This is a genomic window from Bradyrhizobium sp. P3_C3, from assembly GCF_056402655.1.
Map to the genome: position 1 here is coordinate 166,888 of NZ_JBFUGY010000006.1, position 21,901 is coordinate 188,788.

A 21,901-nucleotide genomic window follows, 5' to 3' on the forward strand; every position below is an offset into this window, starting at 1 on the left:
TTCTTTCACGCGAGGGCCAGGATCGCAAGGAGGCCGGCGAGCAGCAGCATGGCGCGGCGGTAGATCGTCAACCCCTGGCTGATGTCCGCGGCAAGCGGATCGCGCGCGCCTTCGTTGAGCCAGGGCTCATCGGTCGCGCTGCCGTGATAGATGCGGGGGCCGCTGAGCCGCACACCAAGCGCCCCGGCCATGGCCGCCTCCGGCCAGCCGGCGTTGGGCGAACGGTGACGGCGGGCATCGCGCGTCATGCAGGACAGCGCCTCCGATCGCCGCGCTGCCAGCAGCACGAACAGAAAGCCGGTCAGGCGCGCCGGAATGAAGTTTGCGACATCGTCGATGCGCGCGGCGGCCCAGCCAAAAGCCTCGTGGCGTTCGCTGCGATGGCCGATCATGGAGTCCAGCGTGTTAATCGCCTTGTAGCCCAAAATGCCGGGCAGTCCGAACAACGCGCCCCAGAACACCGGCGCCACGATGCCGTCGGAGGCGTTCTCGGCGAGGCTCTCGATCGCCGCGCGCGCGATGCCGGCTTCGTMGAGGGTCGCGGGATCGCGTCCGACGATCCGCGACACCGCTTCGCGTGCGGCGACGATGTCGCCCGCGTGTAAGGGCGTCGCAACAGCGGCGACATGGTCATGCAGCGAGCGCAGCGCCACCAGCGGCCAGGCCAGGACGCCGACCAGCACGATCTCGATCCAGCCCCACGGGAGCAAGGACTGAAGCATCCAGCCGAGCGCGACCGAAAGCGCGATGACGACGAGCGCTCCGGCAACGCCCGCAGCGCGGCGAAATGCCGGCGGATCGGAATCCCGATTCCAGGCGGCGTCGATGGCAGAGATCAGCCGGCCCAGCCAGGTCACGGGATGGCCGATCCGCGCGAACAGCCACGACGGCCAGCCCGAGAGGGCATCCACCGCCATCGCCACCGCCATCGCCCCCGCAAAACCCACGTCCACCTCCTGTCACGCCCCTGTTGCGCAAAGCGAAGGCGGAGCGCAAGCCCCCGGCCGCCTGATTTCGGCTTTGTCTTTGGCCGCGATTGGTGATTAGTCAGGCCCACAGGAGACCTTTATGGCCGTCATCTTGATCACCGGCGGAGCACGATCGGGCAAGAGCGCCCACGCGGAAAAGCGCGCGCGCAGCTTTCCGGGCCAGCCCATCTACATCGCGACGGCCGAGGCGCTCGATGCCGAAATGGAGGTGCGCATCGCCAAGCATCGAGCCAAGCGCGCGGCCGTCGACTGGATCGAGCGAGAGGTACCACTCGATCTCCTGCAAGCTCTGATCGAGACCGATGGCGCCGGCCCAAGGCTGGTGGATTGCCTGACCTTGTGGCTCTCCAACATCATGCATGCGGGGCGTGACTGGGAACACGAACTCATGAAGCTCGCCGCTTTCATGGGCGGCCAGAAGAGCCCCGTCATTTTCGTCACCAACGAGGTCGGCCTCGGTATCGTGCCCGACAACGCGCTGGCGCGCAGCTATCGCGACGCCGCCGGAATCATGAACCAGGTCATCGCGGCGGTTTCCGACGAAGTCGAGTTCGTCGTGGCCGGCCTGCCGATGAAACTGAAATGATGCCGCGCGCCGAGCTTTTCAAAGAGATTATCGCCGATCTCAGGATGGCGGCATCGTTCGTGACGATCCTCCCCGTCGCATCGTCGAAGTCCGCGGCTGACGGCGCCGTCGCGCGCGCAACCTGGGCACTCCCCGTCGCGGGGCTGCTGGTCGGCCTCGCGGGCGCCTTGGTCTACAAGGTCTCCAGCCGGTTCGGACTGACACCGAACCTCGCCGCCCTGCTCGCGCTGGCCGCGACCGCGCTCATCACCGGCGCGCTGCATGAGGACGGCCTTGCCGATACCGCCGACGGGCTCGGCGGCGGCCGGACGCGCGAACGCAAGCTCGAGATCATGCGCGACAGCCGGATCGGCACCTATGGCGTCTGCGCGCTGATCCTCTCGTTCGGTCTGCGCTGGAGCGCGCTCGCGGCAATCGCTAATCCCTGGGCCGTCGCGCTCGCGCTGTGCGCCGCGCACACGGCCGCCCGCGCGGGCGTGCCGGCTTTCATGTCGCTGGTCCCGCCGGCACGGCCTGATGGACTGTCGGCAAGCGCGGGATCGCCGCCGGGCCGCAGCGTCGCCATCGCCTTCGCTGTTGGAACGCTCGCCCTCGCGCTCGCGCTCGGACCGGGCAAGGCGCTGGTCAGCCTGATCCTGCTGTCCCTCGCCGGCTTGATGCTGGCGCGGCTTGCCATCCGCCAGATCGGCGGGCAGACCGGCGACATCCTCGGCGCATTCGAGCAGATCGGCGAGATTCTCATTCTGCTGGTGGCGGCATCCTTCCGGATGGGAGGCTGATCTCATGGTCGAGTTCGACGACACCTTCCGCCAGCACTTGCACGAGCTGTTCGTGTGGCGCCGCGACGTGCGCCGCTTCCGCGCCGATCCGCTGCCGGCCGGCGCCATCGACCGCCTGATCGAGACCGCCTGTCTCTCGCCCTCGGTCGGCCTGAGCCAGCCCTGGCGCTTCGTTGTCGTTGAAGATGCCGCACGACGCCGCGCCGTGATCGACGACTTCAGGGCATGCAATGCCGATGCGCTGAACTGTTACTCCGGCGAACGCGCCGCGCGCTATGCCACACTAAAACTGTCCGGTCTCGAACAGGCGCCCGGTCACCTCGCCGTGTTCGCGGACAAGGCGAGCGACATCGGCCACGGCCTCGGCCGCGCGACCATGCCGGAGACGACGGAATATTCCGTGGTCGCCGCGATCACCGCGATGTGGCTCGCCGCGCGCGCCGACGGCATCGGCCTCGGCTGGGTGTCGATCCTCAATCCGCAGCGCGTTCACACCACTCTCGACGTGCCTGAGACCTGGAAATTCATCGCCTATCTCTGCATCGGCTATCCCGAGACCGAGTGCGACCAGCCGGAGCTGGAGCAGGCCAAGTGGGAACATCGCCGCGGCGCGGAGGAATTCACGCTGCGGCGTTAGTCGCCGCCCCCGCTCCATCCTCCGTCATTGCGAGCGTAGCGAAGCAATCCAGGCTGTCTCCGCGGAGGGATTCTGGATTGCTTCGTCGCACCAGCGCAAAATTGCTTTGCAATTTTGTCGCGGGCTCCTCGCAATGACGACGGAGAGAGCGGCGGCTTGTCGCTACGACCTGCTCTTGCCGGCGGCAGCCGCCACCGGCGCGGGGCTCTCCGGCTTCTGGAACATCAACAACGGCCGGAAGATGACGCGGCCATAGGCCTCGTAATGGTTCTGGGTCGAGACGGCCATCTTCAACGGCGTCGCGTAATTCGCCTCGAGCGTCATGAACGACGCATAGGTCCATGAGAAGCCGACGCCGACCGAAGCGAGCTCGGTGATCCCCGGGAATGTCGAATACACCGCGCCCCAGTCGGTGAAGATGTAGGTGTCGAACCCCTTGAGCCACGACGACCAATTGTAGTGCAGCTCGGCGTTGAAATAATAGCCGCTGTCGCCGGATGCCGAGTTGGAGGGATAGCCGCGCACGGTGGTGGGACCGCCGATCGAGAAGATCTGGTCGCCCGGCAGCAGCTTTTCCTGCGTGTACTGCCAGCTCGCCAGCACGTTGGCGCTGAAATTCTGAGGCCCCGCCGCACTGGTCGCGATCAGCGAGCCGGTATAGATGTTGAACGCGCGGTTGTTGCCGAGCACATAATCATGCCAGGTGATGTAGTTCACCGCCGGCGAGACCGTGATCGAATAGGTGTTGCCTGAATTGGTCACCGAGAGCCCGGCGGTGGCCTTGTCGTAGTGGTCGTCGGTCACGGAGACCGTGGCGAAGCGGCTGACCGTCTTGCCCTCGGTCTCGGCGGCGTTGAGCAATATCAGCCAGTTCTGCGTCACCCAGACCGGCTGGCTGAAATTGACCGCGGCCTGGCTCGAGCGTCCAGTGACGTCGAGCGCGACGAACGGTCCCTGGATGATCTTGATCTTGCCTTCGGTATAGCTGACGCCGACGCGGCCACCCCAGGGATTGACCGGAATGCTGTAGGCGGCGTTGCCGTTGAGATTGCCGTCGGCGCGGACGCCGTAGAAGGTCAGGCGGTCGTCGACGCCGAACAGGCCGTGGCGCTTGTAGAAGGCCCCGCCTTCCCAGCGCCCGGTGTTCTCGGCACCCTGGTTGTCGGTGAAGAGCTGCAGGGTGTCGATCGGCGGCTCGATCACCGCGAACTGGAGATCGGTCAGGCCGAAGCTCGTGCCGGGCCGGAGCAGCGCCTTGATCTGCACGTCGTTGGTCCGGTTGAACCAGATCACGTCGCGATTGAGTTTTGGAACGTCGAGGACCTCGCCTTCGGGCTCCTTCACGCGCTGAAGGATGTAATCGGTGCGGGTCTGCTTGTTGCCCTCGATGGTCGTCTTCTGGAGCCGGCCCTCGGTCAGCTTGATCTTGACCACACCACCTTTGGCGTCTTGATCGGGCAGCGTCGCGATGCCCGTGACGATGCCGCGCTCGGTGTAGATGGCGTTGATGTCGGCAACGAGCTGCAATAGCGCGGCGATGTCGACGTTCTTGCCGACATATTTCTTCGCGATCTCGTCCAGCTCTGCCGGCGTGATGAACTTGGATGCGTCGAACTCGACCTTGCGCAGGCGGAATTTCGGCCCCCCCGGCTTCAGCAGCTGGGACTTTTCCCGCTCACCGCCGATCACCGCGGGACCGGTGAGCTTGGGCGGCGCGCTCTGCCGTTCGAGCTGGCGGCGCTGCCGGTCGACGTCGTTCTGGATCACGCCGGGATTGATCGAGGGCACTTGCGTGCGCGAAGGGGCGATGCAGCAAGCTGCAAGCCCCACCCCCAACGCTGCCCCCCAAATCCGCATCCCGAATCTCGTTACCATGCCTGTGCGAGACGGCCAACGGACGGCTTCGCCGTCTCGACCGCCGCATCCTTCCAGCCCGGGCGACCCACGCGCTGCCCCTGACGGCGCAGCTTGCGCAGGTCGCTCAGTCCCTCGATGTTGACGGCGGGACCGGAGCCGATGGTCTCGACCGGACGCGGCGTCAGCAGCGCATCGAGCCGCGCCTGGCCGGAGAGACCGAGCAAATAGAACGTCCCGCCATCCTTCTTCGCGAGCCAGGTCTCGATGCTCTCCTTGCCCTCGCCGTCGACCGGGATGTTGCGCACCATGCTGGCGCCGGTGAAGTCGTAGCAGCAGGTGTGCGTCGGCCCGTAATTGGTGACGCTCGCCGCGACGTCGCCGGTGTAGAACACCACGTAGGCGTTGCTGACATTGGCGTTGCCGATCTGGCTCATCGTGAACACGCCGCCCGGCTGGTAGAGCTGGAGCGTCGGCCCGTTGGTCGGCGCCAGCGTCCGGTTGTTCAGGAACACCTGCTGGGTGGCGGTGGTGAGCATGAGCTGGCCCGGGACATAGCCGTTCAGGATCGTGACCGCATGCGCGTCGGTCCAGAAGTTCGCGTCCACCACCCTGAACTGGTTGACGATGATGCTGTCCGGGTCGATCGAGATGTTGGCGGACTTCGCGACGCCGCCGTTATAGCCGGTGATGTTCATGATCAGCGGGATCGCCGGATTCGAACGGATCTGCTCGCCCCTGACGTTGATCGTGTCTGCCGCCAGGTCGAGCTCCCGGACGACGCTGACCCAGTTGATCGTCAGGTCACCCGACGACGTCATCTTGACGATGTCGCCACTGATCCGGTCGAACGAGACCGATCCGGCTACATCGAAACGCGTCTCGCCGTTGGCGGTGATCGATCCGCCGCGGAGCGAGCCCGTGTCGGACTTGACGTAGAGGTCGCCGGCATCGCCCGGGATACCGGTCGTGGTGAGCTGGCTGAAGACGATATCGTTGACGGCATGCAGGGTCTGCGTGCCGCCGCTGATGGCGGTGCCAACGGTGATCCCTCCGGCCGTCGCGGTGACGTCGAGCGTGCCGCCCGCGCTAAGATTATCCCAACGAACGACGGTGCCGCTCAGGACTGCGTTGCCGGTCGTGGCCGTGAGGTTATGACCGGTGTTGGTCCCCGCCGCGATCAGCCTCGCCGAGCCATTGGCGGAGACCGAGCCCAGCGTTGGCACGCCGCCCGACATCACCGTTTGCGCCAGGATGAAACCGTTATCCGCATTGACGTTGATGCTGCCGGCGTCGCCGTTGATGCCCGTCGCCGTCAGCGCGTTGAAGGTGACGTTGTCGTGGGCGTGAATGGTCTGCGTGCCGCCGCTCTGCGCCGTCTGGAACGTGATGCTGCCCTGGCTTGAAGTCACGCCCAGCGTCGTGCCGACATTGAGGACATTCCAGTTGACCGGACCGCTCGCGGTCAGCAGGCCCCAGCCGGTCGTGGCGGCGAGCGTGTTGCCGGTGATGGTCGTGGCGGCAAGCAGCGTCGCCGAGCCGTTGGCCGAGACCGAGCCCTGGCTCGTCACGCCGCCGGACGTCACCGTCTGCGCCAGGATGAAGCCGTTGTCGGCGGTGACGTTGATGCTGCCGGCATCGCCGGTGATGCCGGTCGTCGTCAGCGCATTGAACTTCACATTGTCATGGGCGCGGATGGTCTGCGTGCCGCCGCTCTGCGCGGTCTGGAAGGTGATGCTGCCCTGGCTTGCCGTCGCGCCCAGCGTCGTCCCGACGTTGAGCGTGTTCCAGTCGATCGGGCCGGTCGCGGTCAGCACGGCCAAGCCGGTCGTGGTGGCGAGCGTGTTGCCGGTGATGGTCGTGGCCGCAAGCAGCGTCGCCGAGCCGTGGGCCGAGACCGAGCCCAGCGTGGTCACGCCACCCGATACCACGGTCTGCGCCAGGATGAAGCCGTTGTCGGCGGTGACGTTGATGTTGCCGACGTCGCCGGCATTTCCGGTCGTCGTCAGCGACTTGAACGTCACGTTCTGGGTCGCGTGGACCGTCTGCGAGCCACTGCTGTCGGCGGTCCCGATGACGATGCTGCCGTTGTTCGCGACGGCGCTGAAGCTGCCGCTCGCGCCGGTCGCCGTGCCCGCCAGCACCTGGTCAAGCGTCAGCGCGCCGGTGCCGATGATGTCCACGCTGCCCTTCACCGCGGAGAGCAGGCTCGCCTCGGTGTCGGTCAGCGCCTTCAGGTAGATGCCCCCGGCGCTCGCGCTCGCCGACAATTGTACGGCGTTGAAGGCGAGCCGGCTCGTGGCACTTCCGATACCGTTCGATGCACTCAGCGACAGCTCGGCGCCCGCGCCGGACGCGACGAACCTGGTCTGGCCGTCGCCATTGTCGAGGATCGCGCCCAGCGAAGCCACGCCACCGGCAGTGACGATGATCGAGGGCGCGTTCGAGGCCGCCGCATAAGACAGCGACGAATTCAGCTGGCCGATCGTCGCATCGCCCGTGGTGGTCACCGAGATCAATCCGGCCGCGTTGATGGCCGAATAGGCGCCCATCGTCAGCGTCGCGGCAACCAGGGTGACGCCGTCCGAACTGCTGGTCGCAACCACCGGCGCAGCGCTGGTGCCGGCAGCGAAATTCATGCCGCGGTTGGCAAGCAGCTGCATCAGGCCGCCGCTGGTGATGTCGGCATTGACGGTGAGCCCGCCGCGCGCAGCGTTCAGCGTCAGCGCACCGCCGGCCGTCAGCGTCCCATAGGTGCCGCTCGTGCCGACTATGAGATCGCCGGTGACGGCGAGGATGCTGAGGTCGCCGACCGCCGAGCCGGTCACCGCGCCGGAGATATTCACCTGCAGCGGCTGGAAGGTCGAGCCGTTGAAGCCGATGTTGCCGCCGGCGCGCAGATCGAGGTCGGCGCCGAGGATATGGATCGCCGAACGGTCGGTGAAGCCGGCTTCGGCATAGATGCTGCCGGTCGCAGCGAGCTGGATCGCATTGCCGGCGGCAATGTTGCCGAGAATGAGATCGCCGGTGGTCTGCTTCAGGTAGATGCCCTGCGCCGACGAAACCTGGTCGAGCTGGTCGTTGGACGGATCCGCGAACGCGATCTGGAGCGCGTTCGTATTGTTCGCGGGGTTGCTTCCGGCGGTTCCCGAGGGGGCACCGACATTGCCGTGCTCGGCGATCAGGGTCAGGTTGCCGATATCACCTGATATCACGGCCCCGCTTGCGTTGGCGGAGATGCTGTTGACGGCGTCGAGCTTGACGTCGCCGCGGCCGGTCACCTCGATGCCGTTGGCCTGCGCGGCCGCGATCGGGCCGTAGTTCGCAGTGACGCCGCCGAGCGCGAGGCTGTTCTTGCTGCCGAGATAGATATTCGACAGCGCCTTGGCCGAGATCGCGATCGGGTTGTCGACGACGACGAGGTTCTGCTGCGACAGGCTGACMGTATAGGTCGTGACATGGGTCGTCGGGTCCGTGACCGCGCCGACGGTGAGCTGGCCGGGACCGGCCGTGGCGAGCAATCCCCTCTGCTCCGGCGTCAGCGACGAGGAATCGACGCTGGTGAAGGTGAACGTCTGGGGCGCGGCCGAATTGCCGACCGAGCCGCGCGGCGCGTACAGCATGATCTGGTTGGCGTTGACATTGGCCACGACGTTCTCGTCGATCGGCGGCGGCGCCGCGCCGACGGCCGACGACGACACCGTGTACGCGAGCTGGCTCTGCGTCCACTGCGAGCCCGCGGTGATGATGCTATAGACCCGCTCGGTCGACGCCAGCGTATAGCTGTAGCTCGCATTGTAGGTATTGAGCGCCGTTTGCAGCGCCGTGTTGCTGGGCATTCGCTGATTGGCGGTTGCCACGCCGTCGAACAGTTTCGTGAACAGCGTCGTCGAAAGCGAAGTGCCGAACACCGTCCCCAGCGGATCCGCCGGCGCGGTGCCGAGCAATGTCGTCAGCGAGCTCTTGAGCTGGTCGGTGGTGATCTTGCCGAGCAGGAACTGGTCCCGCAGGAACCGCGTCGTGGCCTCGACCTGCATCTGCGTGGTCGTGACATTGGCGGGATCGATGATGCCGAGCTTGGCAGCCACCTGCGCCCGCAGCACCGTCAGCCCCACCGAGGTCGGATTGTAGGTGCTGCCGTCCTGGAACGCGATGTTCTTGAGCTGGAAGTAGTCGTTGTAGGCCGACGTCACCATCGACTGGTAGCTGTTGACGGCATTGGTGGCGGCGTTGCCGCTCAGCAGGTCGAGGCTCGCCCAGACGTCCTGCAGATGCTGGCTCTGCGCCTGGGTCAGACCAACCGCCGCGCGTCCGTTCAGGATGTTGGCTTGGTTGCCGTCGGAGCCTGCCGCCTCGAGGAACACCGGACCGCCGGTCGACTGGACCGTGCCGAGGCGCAGATCGCCCTTGGACTGGATGATGTAGGTGCCGGTGGCCGAGGCGCTGTCGAGAACGCCGCCATCGACAGTGCTGTTGGCCTGGACCGTGCCGGTCGCCTGGATCACCAGCGGATTGATGTTGGTCAGGGTGGACGCACCGTTGACGACGGCGCTGGTCGCGCCGATCGCGCCGGAGGTGGAGTTGATCTCGATGTTCTTGCCGATCACGACGGGATTGGCGACGTTGTAGGCGGACGCCGAGTTGATGTCGCCGGTCGCCGAGAGGAAGACGCTGCCCTGCGGCGTCGCGCCTGCCGAGTTCACCTTCACCTGGTTGATCGACAGCGCGCCGATGGCCGAGATCGCGATGTCGCGGTCGATCGAGCTCGCGGTCAGGCTGCCGCCATAGAGCTGCACCTGGACGGGCGCCTTGGTGGTGCCGAGCGTGCCGATACCGCCGTCACCCCGAAGCGTCACGCTCGTCCCCGAGATCACCGGGTTGTTGGCATTGGCGGCGACCGTGATGGACGAGTTGGCGCCGGTGGCGGCAAGCGTCGTCGTGCCCTGCTGGTTGTTGATCGACCCGTTGATGACGATGCCCGAGGTCGAATTGACCACGACGTCGCTGCTACTGCCGCCGATGAACTTGATGTTGATCGGGTTCGACGCCTTGACCGTGTTGGTCAGCGTGAGCGTCAGGTGATCATAGATCGCCTGGTACCAGTTGTACTGGGCGTCCGCGCCGCAGCACGCGTTGGAATGGGTGTTGAGTCCAACGGGGCTCCCATCCGGGTTCACGCCTCCCGCCCAGTGATAGCTGCCTGTGGCGGTGGTGACTTTCTGATAGTTGCTGCTCTGCGTGCCTGAAACCAGGTTGGTCGAGCGGGTCCAGTTCTCGCCGGTGACCTGATTGGGCGTGAAGCTCCAGCCGTAGTCGAACTGCGTGCTGGTGGGTAGACGATCCAGCGTCGCGGTGTCGACCCATTGATAGAGCATGTTCTCCTGCGTCCGGTACTGGACGCCCGCCGTACCGGTCCTGGCCGTAAGCATCGACGGGTCGATCGCGGCCGCAGTGACACTGTTGGTCTCGTACCGCGACACCTGCTGACTGCTTGCAGCCTTGGGATCGTAAACCCACCACGTCGTCTTCCCCTTGAGCTGGTCGACGATCTCGACCACGCTCTGGGCAGTGACGCTGGTATTGATGGTGTTGGTGACCAGCTGGAGCCCGCTGGTGTTGTTGACGGTGACCGTGCCGGCGCCGCCTTTGATCTCGATGTTACCCTGGGTCTGGGTGCTGTCGGTCGAGGTCGAGATGATCTTGCCGTTGAGGTAGACGTAGCCGCCGGCGCCCTGCGCCACGCCATTCATGATGAGCTGGTCGGTGAGAGCGTTGTACCTGACCCCGATCTTGGCGTCGCCGCTGGCCGACGCCGTCACGGAGCCCGAGATGTCGTAATAGACGCCGTTCCGCGCATTGGCCTGGGCCGCGGCAAAATCCGCGCCGCCGTTGCGGTTCTTGAGGCCGTTGCTGCCGTAGATGGCATCGTACGCCGCGGCGCCGATGTCGACCGAGTAATTGCTGCTCGAGCCGGCCTGGATGGTGCCGTTGATGTTGATCACCGACGCCGAGATGATGACCGCCTGGCCGCTGATGGTCCGGGTGGCAGTCGCGGTGGCCGGCGCGTCCGCGGTCTTCGGCGTGATCGCATCCGGCTGGATGTTGATCACCTGGAAGAAGCCCGAGCTGTCGCAGGCTGACGCACAGTTGAACGGCGTCTTGTACGGACCGCTATCGGTGTAGACGTTGCGGCCGTCATAAGTCGTTTTCTTCCACTGCGCGAGCACGACATTGGACGAGTCCTGCGACTGCCCCTCGATGATCTTGAGGGTCGCGATGTCAGGCACGCTGCCGGCATCGGGAGTGCTGGTGTTCCCAGGCGTACCCCTGCCCACCGGCAGGAAGATCGATGAATAGAGCGAGGTGCCGTCGTAATACGTCATCAGCATGCGCGCGGTGAAGATCGTGCTGGCGTCGGCGTTGCCGACGGGTTGATACACGCCGTGGCTGCCGTCGGTGCAGCAGTAATAGAAATAGGGGTGATCGGTTCCCGAAGCGATATGCGGAGCGGTATAGTAGTCGCCGTAGGCGCCGAGATAGGTCGCCGCCGTCATCACCGCGGTCAGCGTGTCTTCCGGCCTGTTTTCAGTGGTGGCCCATTGCGAGGTGACCGCGCTGCCGCTGTCGTAGAAGCTCCCGATACCGCCGAGGAAGGTGAAGGTGCCTTTGGGCACCACGATCTGGACGGTCGCGGCACTGAGCGACTGCGATGCGACGACGCTGCCGAGATTGTTGATGATCTTGAGCAGGCCGTTCGCGTTGTTGACGGCGCCGTTGAAATAGATGTCGGGCGTGCGGGTCAGCACGTTGCCGTTCTGGTCGATACCCTGGCCAGAGTCCGGATCCAGGCGGTTGTAGGTGGCGGAGACGTCGATGACCGGCGAGGCGCTCGGCATCGCGGTGAAAGTCACGTTGGAGTGCGAATTCGGGTCGACATGGTCGATCTGGCGGTAAGTGATGTTTCCTCCGGTCACATCGGCGACCGTGAGATTGCCCAGGCTCATGAAGTCGAGACCCTTGTTCTCGATCTTGATCAAGGGCGAGCTGCGCGCGATGACCGCGGGCGCGGCAGGATTCGTGCCGCTGTTGCCGGTGAGCTTCTGCGCCAGGATCGAGACGTTGCCGGCGGACACCAGGATGTCGCCGAACGCGAAGGCGTTGCCGGGCGCGTCGGAGGTGAACGGCGCCTGCTTGATCAGCGTGTCGATCTGGCGCTGGATGTCGCCGGTCGGATCGGTGCCGGACGGCGACATGCTCGCGGGCGACGTGGGCGTCGCCGCCGCGAGCTGCGAGCGGACCTGCGCCGCGGTCAGGCCGGTCAGCGTCGCCAGCTGGTTGACCACCAGCTGGTAGGGATTGAAGTTGCCGACGACGGCATACTGGACCGTCTGGTGGTTCCAGCTCATCACCGGGCTGAAATGATTGACGTCGGGGACGAGCTCGAGGACCGACGAAGAGCCGTTTGCCAGCAGGGTATACGGACTGGTCGTGCTCAGTGTCGGCGCGGCCGCACCGAGCTCGATCGTGATCGTCACATCGTTGTTGACGCCGGCCACCACCGTGCCATTGAGCGCGACATCGCCGGTTCCGCTGGTGTGGCTGTGATTGTCGCTGTTCTTGGCGCTGAAGATGTCCAGATACGGATTGTAGTTGCTGCCGTTGCCGGCCGCCGTGACTTGCCCCTGGGTTGCGCCCAGGTAGATGTCGCGCACACCGAGCACGCTCGAGGTGGGCGCAAGCGTCAGGCTCGTGGTGTCGTCGGCGTTGGCCGTGCCGCGATAGAGCGCGGAGATCGGAATAGCGGTGTTGTTGTAGACGACCGTCGTTGCCGTCGCCTGCACGCTGCTGAAGACGCTGCCGTCACCGGCGAGGCCCGCATAGATGGTGATGTCGCGCCAGGCCGCGATCTTCGCGTTGTCGCCGACATTGACGGACTGGTTGGCGTGGACCCAGCTGTTGGTGCTGGCGCCGACGCCCGCGATCGCGCCGTAGAGGCTGGCATTGGCGTTGTTCGCCGCCGCCATCTTCGCGGCCGTGCCGATATAGATCTTGCCCACGCTGAACAGCTCGCGGGCATTGATGTTGACCGCGAGCGTGGCGTTCGCCGTCATGTTGGATTCGGCGCCGCCGCCGGCGAAGAAGCTGGCCGTGGCGAGGCTCGCCGTATCGTTGGTGTTCAGCGTGTTGTAGGCCTCGATATTGATGAACGCCGCCGACGTCCGCGGATCGCCGTTGAGGCTCAGGACCGTGCCGGCCCCGATATTTGTGTTGACGTGCTGGGTGACGGTCGACGTGCTGAGTGCGGCTGCACCCGAGAACGAGCCGCCGGAGCCCGACCGCGCGCCGCCGCCGCCCTGGTTGACGATGTCGTTGGCGATGACGACCATGTTGCCGCCCGCCGAATTGATGATCAGGTGCGTTCCGATCTCGGCAGTGGTGGTCGAGTCGACGTCGTTCTGCGCCTTGCCGGCGGAGACACCGGCCGTCGACGCCTGATAGGCGTCGCCGCTGGCGGCATAATTCGTGGTGTGCTTGGCATTGATGCGGAGGCCGCCGTAATAGAGCGTGTCATCCGCCGTGCCGCCGTCGAACCGCGCGTTGGTCACGGCGGTCGAGCTGGTGGTCGCGACCGCTGCCGCGCCGGCATAGGTGCCGCCCGCGCCGACCGTCGCGTTGGACACGTTGGTATCCGTGCCGGTGGCCGTGATCCGGAGGATGCCCGTGTAATTGCCGTGATTGAGATTATCCATATCGGCGGGCGCACCCAGATAGGCATAGGTGTGCGCGTTCGACGACGTTTGCGCGACCGTCGCACCGAGCGCCAGGAAGCCGCTCGAAAGGCCCGTCCCCTCGGCGTATTGGGCGCTGTCGTTCTCGGCCGCGATGGTGACGTCGGCGTTGGGAAGCCGGATCCCCGTCCCGCCATAGGCGCTCACCGTCGCGTTCTCGGACGCCACGGCAAGGCTGCCCTGTGCGCCGATCAGCGAGCCGCCGCCGCCGGCGAGCGCCTTGGCCCACGTCGTGGTGCCGACGGTCGGAACCAGCGCCATGGCGGTTACCGCGAGCGCACCGCCCGAGAAGCTGACGTTGTCGCCGACATCGGCCGTAACCGTGGCGCCGACCGTGGACTTGGCGATGGCGACGCCGACGGCACCGCCACCGACCGAGACGCCGATTGCCTCGCTCGACAGGTTGGGCGCGATCGACGCCGACACCAGCGTGCCGACGCCGGCCGCCGACGTCGTGATCGAGGCACTGCTGCCGATCTCCGCCAACACGGACGAGTTCTCGTGGGCCTCCGCATCCGCACCGACGCCCGCGACGATGCCGCCGCCAAGTGCTGTGGACGTCGTGGTCAAGGTGCCGGCGCCGCTTGCTCCAACTGCCAGAGTCGTGACGTTGACGGCGGAGCCGTTCAGAACCCTCGCAGCGACCGAGCTCGTTCGGCTTGCCGACGCGACCGAAGCGCCGACGGCCACGGCGCCGCCGGTGACGCCGCCGGTGAAGACCACCTGGGTCGTCGAATCCTGCGCCATGACCGCGGCGCCGGTACCGGTGCCGCCCGTGCCGGTGATCTGGCCGCCAAGCATCGCCACCACGGAGTTGCTGACATTGCCGACCGCAACAGCCGCATCGGCGCCGAAATAAAGCGCCGCACCGCCGGCGATCGCCTCGGTGTCGATGGTCTTGCCGGCATAAGGTCCGGTGGTCGCGTCCTTGACCACCGCCGCAACGGTGACAATCGGTGCCGAGACGGCCAAAGGCGTATCTGCAGCCACCAGCACGCCGGAGCCGTTGCGTCCGTAGTCACTCAGATTGGCGAGCACGGTGCTGTTGACGCTGGTGTAGCCAATGCCCGCTCCGATGCCGACATTCTTCGCAAAGCCGGCGCCGAGCAGATACATCTTGGCCGCATTGGCGCTGGTGGCAGTGACATTGACCTGCGTGCCCGTGACGTTGCCGCCAGCGATCTGCGCGACGACGGCGTCGTTGCCGCCGCTCAGCACGCTGCTGACGTCGTAGGTCGAGCTGACATTGGCGCCGTTCGGATTGCCGGCCGTGCCGCTGGCGACCGCGTTGCTGCCTTGCGTGTGGTTGGTGCCGTTGTTCACGGACGCGATGGTGCCGTTGTTGCCCTGATTGAGCTGGCCGGTCTGCTGGCCCTGGGTGTCGGCATCGGCGGTGTTGGTGCCGATGATGATGACGCCGACCGTCGCGCCGATACCGACGCTGCCGCCGATGCCCGCGGTGACCGCGTAGGACAGCACCTCCTTGGTGCTGAGCGCATTGACGTTGATCGCGCCAGCCGAGTTCAGATTGCTGTTGCGGCTTTCCGCAATGGTCTGGCTCTTGAAGCTGATGACGTTGGCGGCGGCGCCGATGCCGACCCCTGCCCCGCTGGCCCCGACCGCGAGCGCACCGGCGATCTCCTTGATCGCCACGTCCTCGGTCGCGTTGATGGTGACCGCGCCTGCCGAACCGCCCGTCACCGATTGCAAATTGGTGTCGTAGACGCCGGCGATGGTGGTGTTGTTGGCGATCTCGATGTTCGCCATGCCGGCGATCGCCGCCGTGCCGGTCGAGAGCGCACCGCCGATCGCATAGGCCTCGAAGCGGTTCTTGGTGGTGGCCTCGACGTCGAGCGCGCCGCTCAGATTGAGCGCGGTCGTGTGTGCGGCGCCATTGCCCTGATAGTGGAACTCGTCGCCGACATAGGCCTCGGTGCGGTTCGACGAGACCTGGACCAGGAACGCCGCGCCGATCGCGGCCTGGCTGCCATAGGCGCCGGAGCCGTTCGCCGAGAAGATGCCGGTGTTGTTGGTGGCGTTCACCGTCAGCGATGCGGCCGTCAGCGCGCCGCCGTCGACATAGGCTTCAGTCGTCGCCTGGAAGACGTTCAGCCCGACCGAGCCGGTGTTGAAGCCGATCGCGATCGAGGACGCGTCCTGCTCGGCATTGGCCTTCACGGTGACGGCGCCGACCGTCGCGCTCGACGACTGCGCGCCGCCGACAGTCGAGTTGGTGATGTAGGCAAACGTACTGCGCTGCATCGTGGTGCTGATGATGGTCGCACCGCCGCCGCCGTTGCCGGTCGGAGCCACGATGCCGGCACCGAACGCGCCGGAATAGGAGAAGCTCGACGCCGCGACCTCGATCTGCGGCGCCAGCGTCGACGAGGTCAGGCGCGTGTCGATGGAAGCGCTGTCGATATAGGCCCGGGTCTGCCCGCTCATCACGTTGGTGATCGGGTTGATCATGATGGAGATGCCGCTGCTCGCGGCGACCGAGGCGACGTTGGTCACGACCGCCTGGTGCGAACTCGCGACCACGGCAAGGCCGCGCAGGATGTCCTGGTTCTCGGCGAGATCGGGCGTAGAGTCGGTCGGCGCGTGGGCGGTGCCGAGATCGAAGGCATGCACCAGCGTGCCGTTGTTGACCGACAGCGTATCGGTGGTGCTGGTCCCGAGCGCATCGACCTTGGTGTTCGCCCCGCTGATATAGGCCGCGGTGGTTCCCGTGATCTGGTTGGTGACCAGCGAGCCTGCGCCGCCGGCTGCGCCCTTGCTGATCGACACGGCACCGGCAAACACGGCCGCCTTGTCGTTGTTGCCGGCGATCACGGCGACGTTGTTGGTGGCGGTGACGTCGGCGCCGTTGATCCCATTGGTGCCGGCGGCGGTGATGCTGGCGGTGACGTTGGTGCCCATCAGATTGGTGGCGACCGAACCGGCCAGCCCGACCTGCGAGGACATCGCGATACCGACGGCGACGGTCGAGATGTTGGCGTTCGAGTTCGCACCGACGGCGACGCTGCCCGAGGCGGTCAGCTTGGACCCGGTGACGCCGGCGCTGACATTGTTGGCGATGCTGCTGTAGACGAGTGCCAGGCCCGCGGCGCTGCCTTGCGTCGAGGCGCCCGCGACGGCGGCGGTTCCGGTGATGCTGGAATTGTCGGTCGCGTTGACGGAAATGTTCTTGGCCGTGACGGACGATTGCGTCGCGCTGGACTGGCCGTTGCCGATGGCCGCCGTAACGGTATTGGAGATGCTGCTGATCGTGGTACCGCCGACGCCCGCAAACTGTCCGGTCGCCAGACCAAAGCCGATCGTGACCGCCTGGATCTTGGAGGAGTCGACCGCGCTCACACTGACATTGCCGTTGCTGCCGGCGGTCATCAGGACGTTGGCGATATAGGCCGAATGCGTGGTTGCGATGGTGTTGTAGACGATCGAGGCGCCGACATTGTTCTTGCCCGCCTGGATGAGACCCGCAACGGAGACGATGCTGGCTCCCGGACCGTTGCCCGTGCCGCCGTTGAGCGCAGCCGCGCTGAAGTCGATGCAGTTCTGCCCGCCCGTGCCACCGGCGACCGTGCAGGTATCCGACGCGAGAAGATTGTTGTTCGACTTCTTGACGAGGTTGCCGAGCGCAGTGTCGAGCGCCGACACCGCGCCGCTGTCCGCCAGCACCGTCACGCGGCCGACATTGATGCTCACCGTCGAGCCGCTGTTGATATAGGCTGTCGTGGTCGGCGTGATCTCGCTGACGACGATCGCGCCGGCAAGTCCGTTGGCGCTGGCCCCGCCCCCGCCTGAGGCCGCACCGGCCGCAATCACGCTGGCGCTGTCGGCCATCACCAACAGGGTGTCGTAATTCGAGATCGCCGTGCTGCGGATATGCGCGTCGGTCGCGTTTCCGCCCGTGGGATCGGCGATCGAGGCATAGGTCAGCCCGATGCCGACTCCGGCCTGGCCGCCCGATATATAGAGAGAGCCGCCGCCGATCGCGATGTTCGTGGTCTGGTAGGCATCGACCTCGAGCGCCCGGTTGACGCCGGACGCCTGCCCCGTGATCGTCGAGCTCTCGATATAGGCGTTGGCGCTGTCAGTGATGATGCCGACGGAGGCCGACAGCGACGCTGAATTGGATTTCGATCCCGCCACGCCGATGGCAACGACGGTCTCCGAGCCGCCATTGAGCGCCTGCACCGTCACCGAACTCTGGTTGTTCATGGTGGTGCCGTAGATATAGGCGAGCGTCGCATTGTTCGACATCGCCGCCGCGATCGCGCCGCCGATCGCAGCCCCCGTGGCAGACCCTCCGGCCAGATTGAGCGCCGCGGAGCCGGAACCATTGTTGAGCATAGTGTCGTTCAGCGCCTGAACGATCGTGTTGGTCAGCACGGCGCCGGTCGTGGTGTACTTGTTGACCGTCGTGTTCCTGATATAGGCGCTGGTGCCGAGCGAGACGTCGCTCACTGACGAGCTGCCGGCGAGATCGAGGCTGAAGCCGCTCGTGCTCGATCCCGAGGTCGAACCAATCTTGCCCGCCGCCGTCGTCACGCCGGCGGTGCCTCCGGTCGAGGCGGCGCCGGCAGCGCCTGCCTTGTCGGAGAAACTCGACGACGCCGGGTCGGAGACGGCTGCCGCGACGGCGGCCGCTGTGATGCGTCCCGAAGTGGTCGCGCCGAGTGTCAGATTGTCGACATTGACCGCCCCGCTTCCGCCGCTGGTGCCGGCGAACGGATCGTTGGCGCTGAACACGCCGGGCCGGATGTCGGAATGGTTGTCGCCGATATAGGCGGAGGTGTCGGTATTTGCGCCGAGATAGGCGACCGACAAGCCGACCGCCGAACCGCCGCTCCCGTTATAGCTCATCGCGCCGGACAGCGTCACGACCGACAGATCCTGCTGCGCCAGAATGCCGACGGTCGGGGCATAGACGGTGGCCTGGCTCGAGATCGACGCGTGCGTCGTGTTGTTCAGGAAACCGAGCGAAGTGATGCCGTTCAGCGCCAGCGTGCCGGCAGCCTTGCCGGACGACGGTGCGACAGCGACGAACCGGTCGGAAGTGATCGCGTTGACGGCGATGTCGTCCGCAGCACGCAGCGTCGCACGGTCCGAAACGCCGGCGATGGTATTGGTGTTGAACTGGACGAGATTGAGCGCGCCGCCGACCGAGGAGCCGCCCGAGGTGTTGCCGAACAGGAAGCCGAGCGTGCCGACATTGCCGGCGGCGTCGATCGACGCCGTGGTCGTGGTGGCCGCGATCTGGAGGCTGGCGTTGTAGGTATGGACGTCGCCATTGTCCATCCCGACCGACCAGCCGGTGCCACTGCCGCAGGCCGCGGTCGCGCAGGTTGCCGTCAGGCTCGCGTTGCCGGCCACCCACGCCGTCGTGTTGTTGTTCACGACGAAATGGTTCAGCGAACCGGCGATGCCGATCGTGTCGCCAGCGTCCGCGGTGGCATTGGCGTAGCTGGTCAGGATGTTGCCGCCGACGCCGAGATTGCCGTTGAGGTGGCTCAGCACCGCGCCCAAACCATCCCACTTCAGCCAGGTGTTGGTGATCGGCAATTCGGTGGTGGCATCGACGGCGATATTCGCCGCGTTGACCAGGGTTCCGCCGCCGATATAGGCGTTCGAATTGTGGGTGAAATTGCCCCAGGCGACGGCCGCGCTGATCGCGGTGCTCTCGCCGGACACCGGGTCCTTCGTGATCGCGCTGGACGTCGCATTGCTGCGAACGCCGCGATCGATGACGTTGCTGGCGACGGCGACGTTGCCGCTGGCATAGATGCTCGGCGCGCCGCCGCTCGGATTCTGCGCGATCGCAGCGGTTGCGCTCTGCGTGCTGTTGGCCAGCGAGAGCGCGCCTGCGACTTTGAAATCGAAGCTCAACGGCATCAGCGAGCCCATATGGTCCCTGATGATCGACGTCGGCGCGGTGACGGCACGCAGTCCTCTTTCGATTGCCGCGATCAGTGCCGGGAGGCCGGCGATGGACGAAGCCATCGTGGAATTGAGCGTGGTATCGGACGTCGCTTCGACCAGAACGGAGCCGTTCATCCGGTTGGCGGTATCGGTTCCGAGCGATGCGCCGAGCGTCGCGGTCACGGACGTCGTGATGTCGCTGATGGCGAACGCGCCGCCGACAGCACCGCTCGCCCCCGTTCCGGGCGCCGCAACCGACGTTGCGCTGGTCGAGAACGAGTTGTTGTTGATCGCGCGCACCTTCAGGGTGCTGCCGCTCGCGTTCACCGTGCCGGCAGCAATATGCGCGCCGGTCGCGACGTTGGCGGTCGTTGTCACCGATCCCGTGGAATAGGCCACCGTCGGGACAATCTGCGCGCTCGTCGACGCCGCGAGGGCCGAGATGGCGATGGTCGCATCGTTGAGCGCCTTGATCTCGAGGTTGCCGCCGGCGTTGACCGTCGCGCCCGAGGCCACGTTGGTCGTGGCAGTGCCGTCGATCTTGCCGACGACCACGCCGGCCGCGACCGGCGTGAGGCTGCCGAGCAAGGTGGAGGCGACCGCCGGATTCGACGCGGTCTCCGTGGCGTGCGCCGAAATGGTCACATCGCCGCGCCCGTTGATGTCGGCATGGCTGTTGATGTTGATGGTCGCCGTAGCGCTTGCGGCGAGATAGCCGCCATTGAGCCCGAGCACCGAGGCGGCAAGCGTCGAGCCGACAAGCGCAAAATCACCGGCCACAGAACCGTTCAGGAAGCTCGACACGGCCGTCGAGGTTGCGGTGATCGAGACGATGCCGCCGGTAATCTTGCCGTCGACCGTGATCGCCGTCGCGGCGGTGGCCTGGCCGGACAGCTTGATGTCGCTCGCCGTTGCCCTCAGCGTCACGTTGCCGTCGGCGTAGGTGGTCCCGCCGAAGTTGACCGACTGGGCCAGGATCTGCGCGCCATTCATGATCTCGATGTTCGGCGCGTCGATGATGACGTTGTTGGCGTTGCCGGTCGAATGGCCGGAGCCATCGAGACGGCGGGCATCGATCATCGCATGCGCGGCGAGCGTGATGGAATGATCGGCCTGGATGAGGTAGTCGGCACCGGCGCTGAGCCCGGCGAGCGCATTCACGATGGAGCTGTTCGACAGCGTCACGCCGGTGTCGCCCTGAGCGGCATCACCCACGACCACGTCGGTCGGGTCGATCAGCAGCGTGCCGGCCTTGCCGTTGTCCGCACTGAGATCGACCTTGATGCCTTTCCCAATGTCGATGATCCCGTTCGCGCTGAAGTCGACGAGACCGGCATTGCCCGTCTTCGCACTGGCATCGAACCTGGCGCCGCCCGCGACGGTCAGGTTCTGCGCCGCCTTCAGGCGGATCTCTCCGGCATTGCCGTTTGCGCTTGCGATGTTGAGATTGGCCTTCTTGCCGACATCGATGTTGTTGCCGGCCTGAACCGTGATGTTGCTCGGCGTCGCGCTCTTGCTCTGCGCAGTGAGGCGTCCGTTGATCCTGGCGTTGTTGACGGCGCCGATATGGATCGAGCCGTTGCTCACGGTGATCGCGCTGGCGCTGCGCAGGCCCTTGGAGTTGACGGAGGCTGCGAACTTCGCGGCGTGGTCGAGATTGGCGATGTCGCGCTGGCTGGCGCCGCCGACAAAGACGTTCTGCCCGGTCAGGCGCACACCGTCGATCGCGTTGATGCGGCCATAGATACGGATGTTGCCGTCGGGCGAGACAGGGAACGAGCCCGCCATCAGATTGCCGACCGCCGACTGGTTGATCTGCCCGCCTGCGCCGATCAGGCTGTCGGTGAACTCGCGTGTCGGCGTCGAGACGTTGAGGCTGCCGACATTCACCGTGCCGCTGCGGCCGACCACGAACCCCTGGGGGTCGGCGAAATAGACGTTACCGCCGATCGCGCCGTTCATGTAGGAGTTCAGCGTGCCGTTGACGTAGACCGGGGCGTCGCGAACGATGTTGACGAGGTTCTGCGTGCCGGTCGGCAGTTGCAGATTGACGGTGTTGCCCTGCCCGACGCTGAACTGCGAGAACGAGTTGAAGGCGTTGTTGCCCGAAATCGTCGACGTCGTGACGTTGGTCACGCTGCCTGATGTCTGAAGGCTCGTCCCGGTGCGGCCGTCCGGGGTGATCACGTTCGCCGTCTGCGCCTGCAGGCGGACGCTGAACACCGGCAGGAAGACCATCTGCATCGCGCAGAGCAGCGACATCGAGCGGAAGCGTGCCAGCCTCCGCAGCGTCGTCAGCTCGTCATTGTGTCGCGTCGCAGATGGTCCGCGCATTTCATATC

6 protein-coding genes are annotated in these 21,901 nt (G+C 65.9%); 3 read left to right on the forward strand and 3 right to left on the reverse strand.

What is annotated here, in order from left to right:
* Nucleotides 1-5: 5 nt before the first annotated feature.
* A complete protein-coding gene (gene cbiB, locus AC1DW2_RS09590) occupies nt 6-947 on the reverse strand; it encodes an adenosylcobinamide-phosphate synthase CbiB (protein ID WP_477005860.1) in 942 nt (313 codons plus the stop codon).
* 121 nt (nt 948-1,068) lie between these two features.
* Between cbiB and cobU the strand changes: the two genes are divergently transcribed.
* The 3 genes from cobU to bluB are packed head-to-tail and all read left to right on the forward strand — an operon-like array spanning nt 1,069 to nt 2,991.
* Entirely contained in the window at nt 1,069-1,575 is a 507-nt protein-coding gene (gene cobU, locus AC1DW2_RS09595) for a bifunctional adenosylcobinamide kinase/adenosylcobinamide-phosphate guanylyltransferase (protein WP_063984439.1), read from the forward strand.
* Nucleotides 1,572-2,354 carry an adenosylcobinamide-GDP ribazoletransferase gene (gene cobS / locus AC1DW2_RS09600; RefSeq protein WP_477005861.1) on the forward strand — a complete coding sequence of 261 codons (783 nt, stop codon included), beginning with the start codon at nt 1,572-1,574 and terminating at the stop codon, nt 2,352-2,354. The genes cobU and cobS overlap by 4 nt, the downstream gene beginning before the upstream one ends.
* Nucleotides 2,355-2,358: 4 nt before the next feature.
* Nucleotides 2,359-2,991, forward strand: coding sequence for a 5,6-dimethylbenzimidazole synthase (bluB, locus tag AC1DW2_RS09605; RefSeq protein WP_477005862.1), 633 nt, complete (start codon nt 2,359-2,361; stop codon nt 2,989-2,991).
* A 162-nt stretch (nt 2,992-3,153) separates the two neighbouring features.
* On the opposite strand, the gene AC1DW2_RS09610 is transcribed toward bluB, so the two are convergent.
* Both AC1DW2_RS09610 and AC1DW2_RS09615 read right to left on the reverse strand, forming a co-directional pair.
* Nucleotides 3,154-4,848 (reverse strand): ShlB/FhaC/HecB family hemolysin secretion/activation protein, encoded by a 1,695-nt coding sequence (locus AC1DW2_RS09610; protein ID WP_477005863.1) that lies wholly within the window; start codon nt 4,846-4,848, stop codon nt 3,154-3,156.
* Between the two features lie 11 nt (nt 4,849-4,859).
* Nucleotides 4,860-21,893, reverse strand: coding sequence for a leukotoxin LktA family filamentous adhesin (locus tag AC1DW2_RS09615; protein ID WP_477005864.1), 17,034 nt, complete (start codon nt 21,891-21,893; stop codon nt 4,860-4,862).
* Between the last annotated feature and the right edge of the window lie 8 nt (nt 21,894-21,901).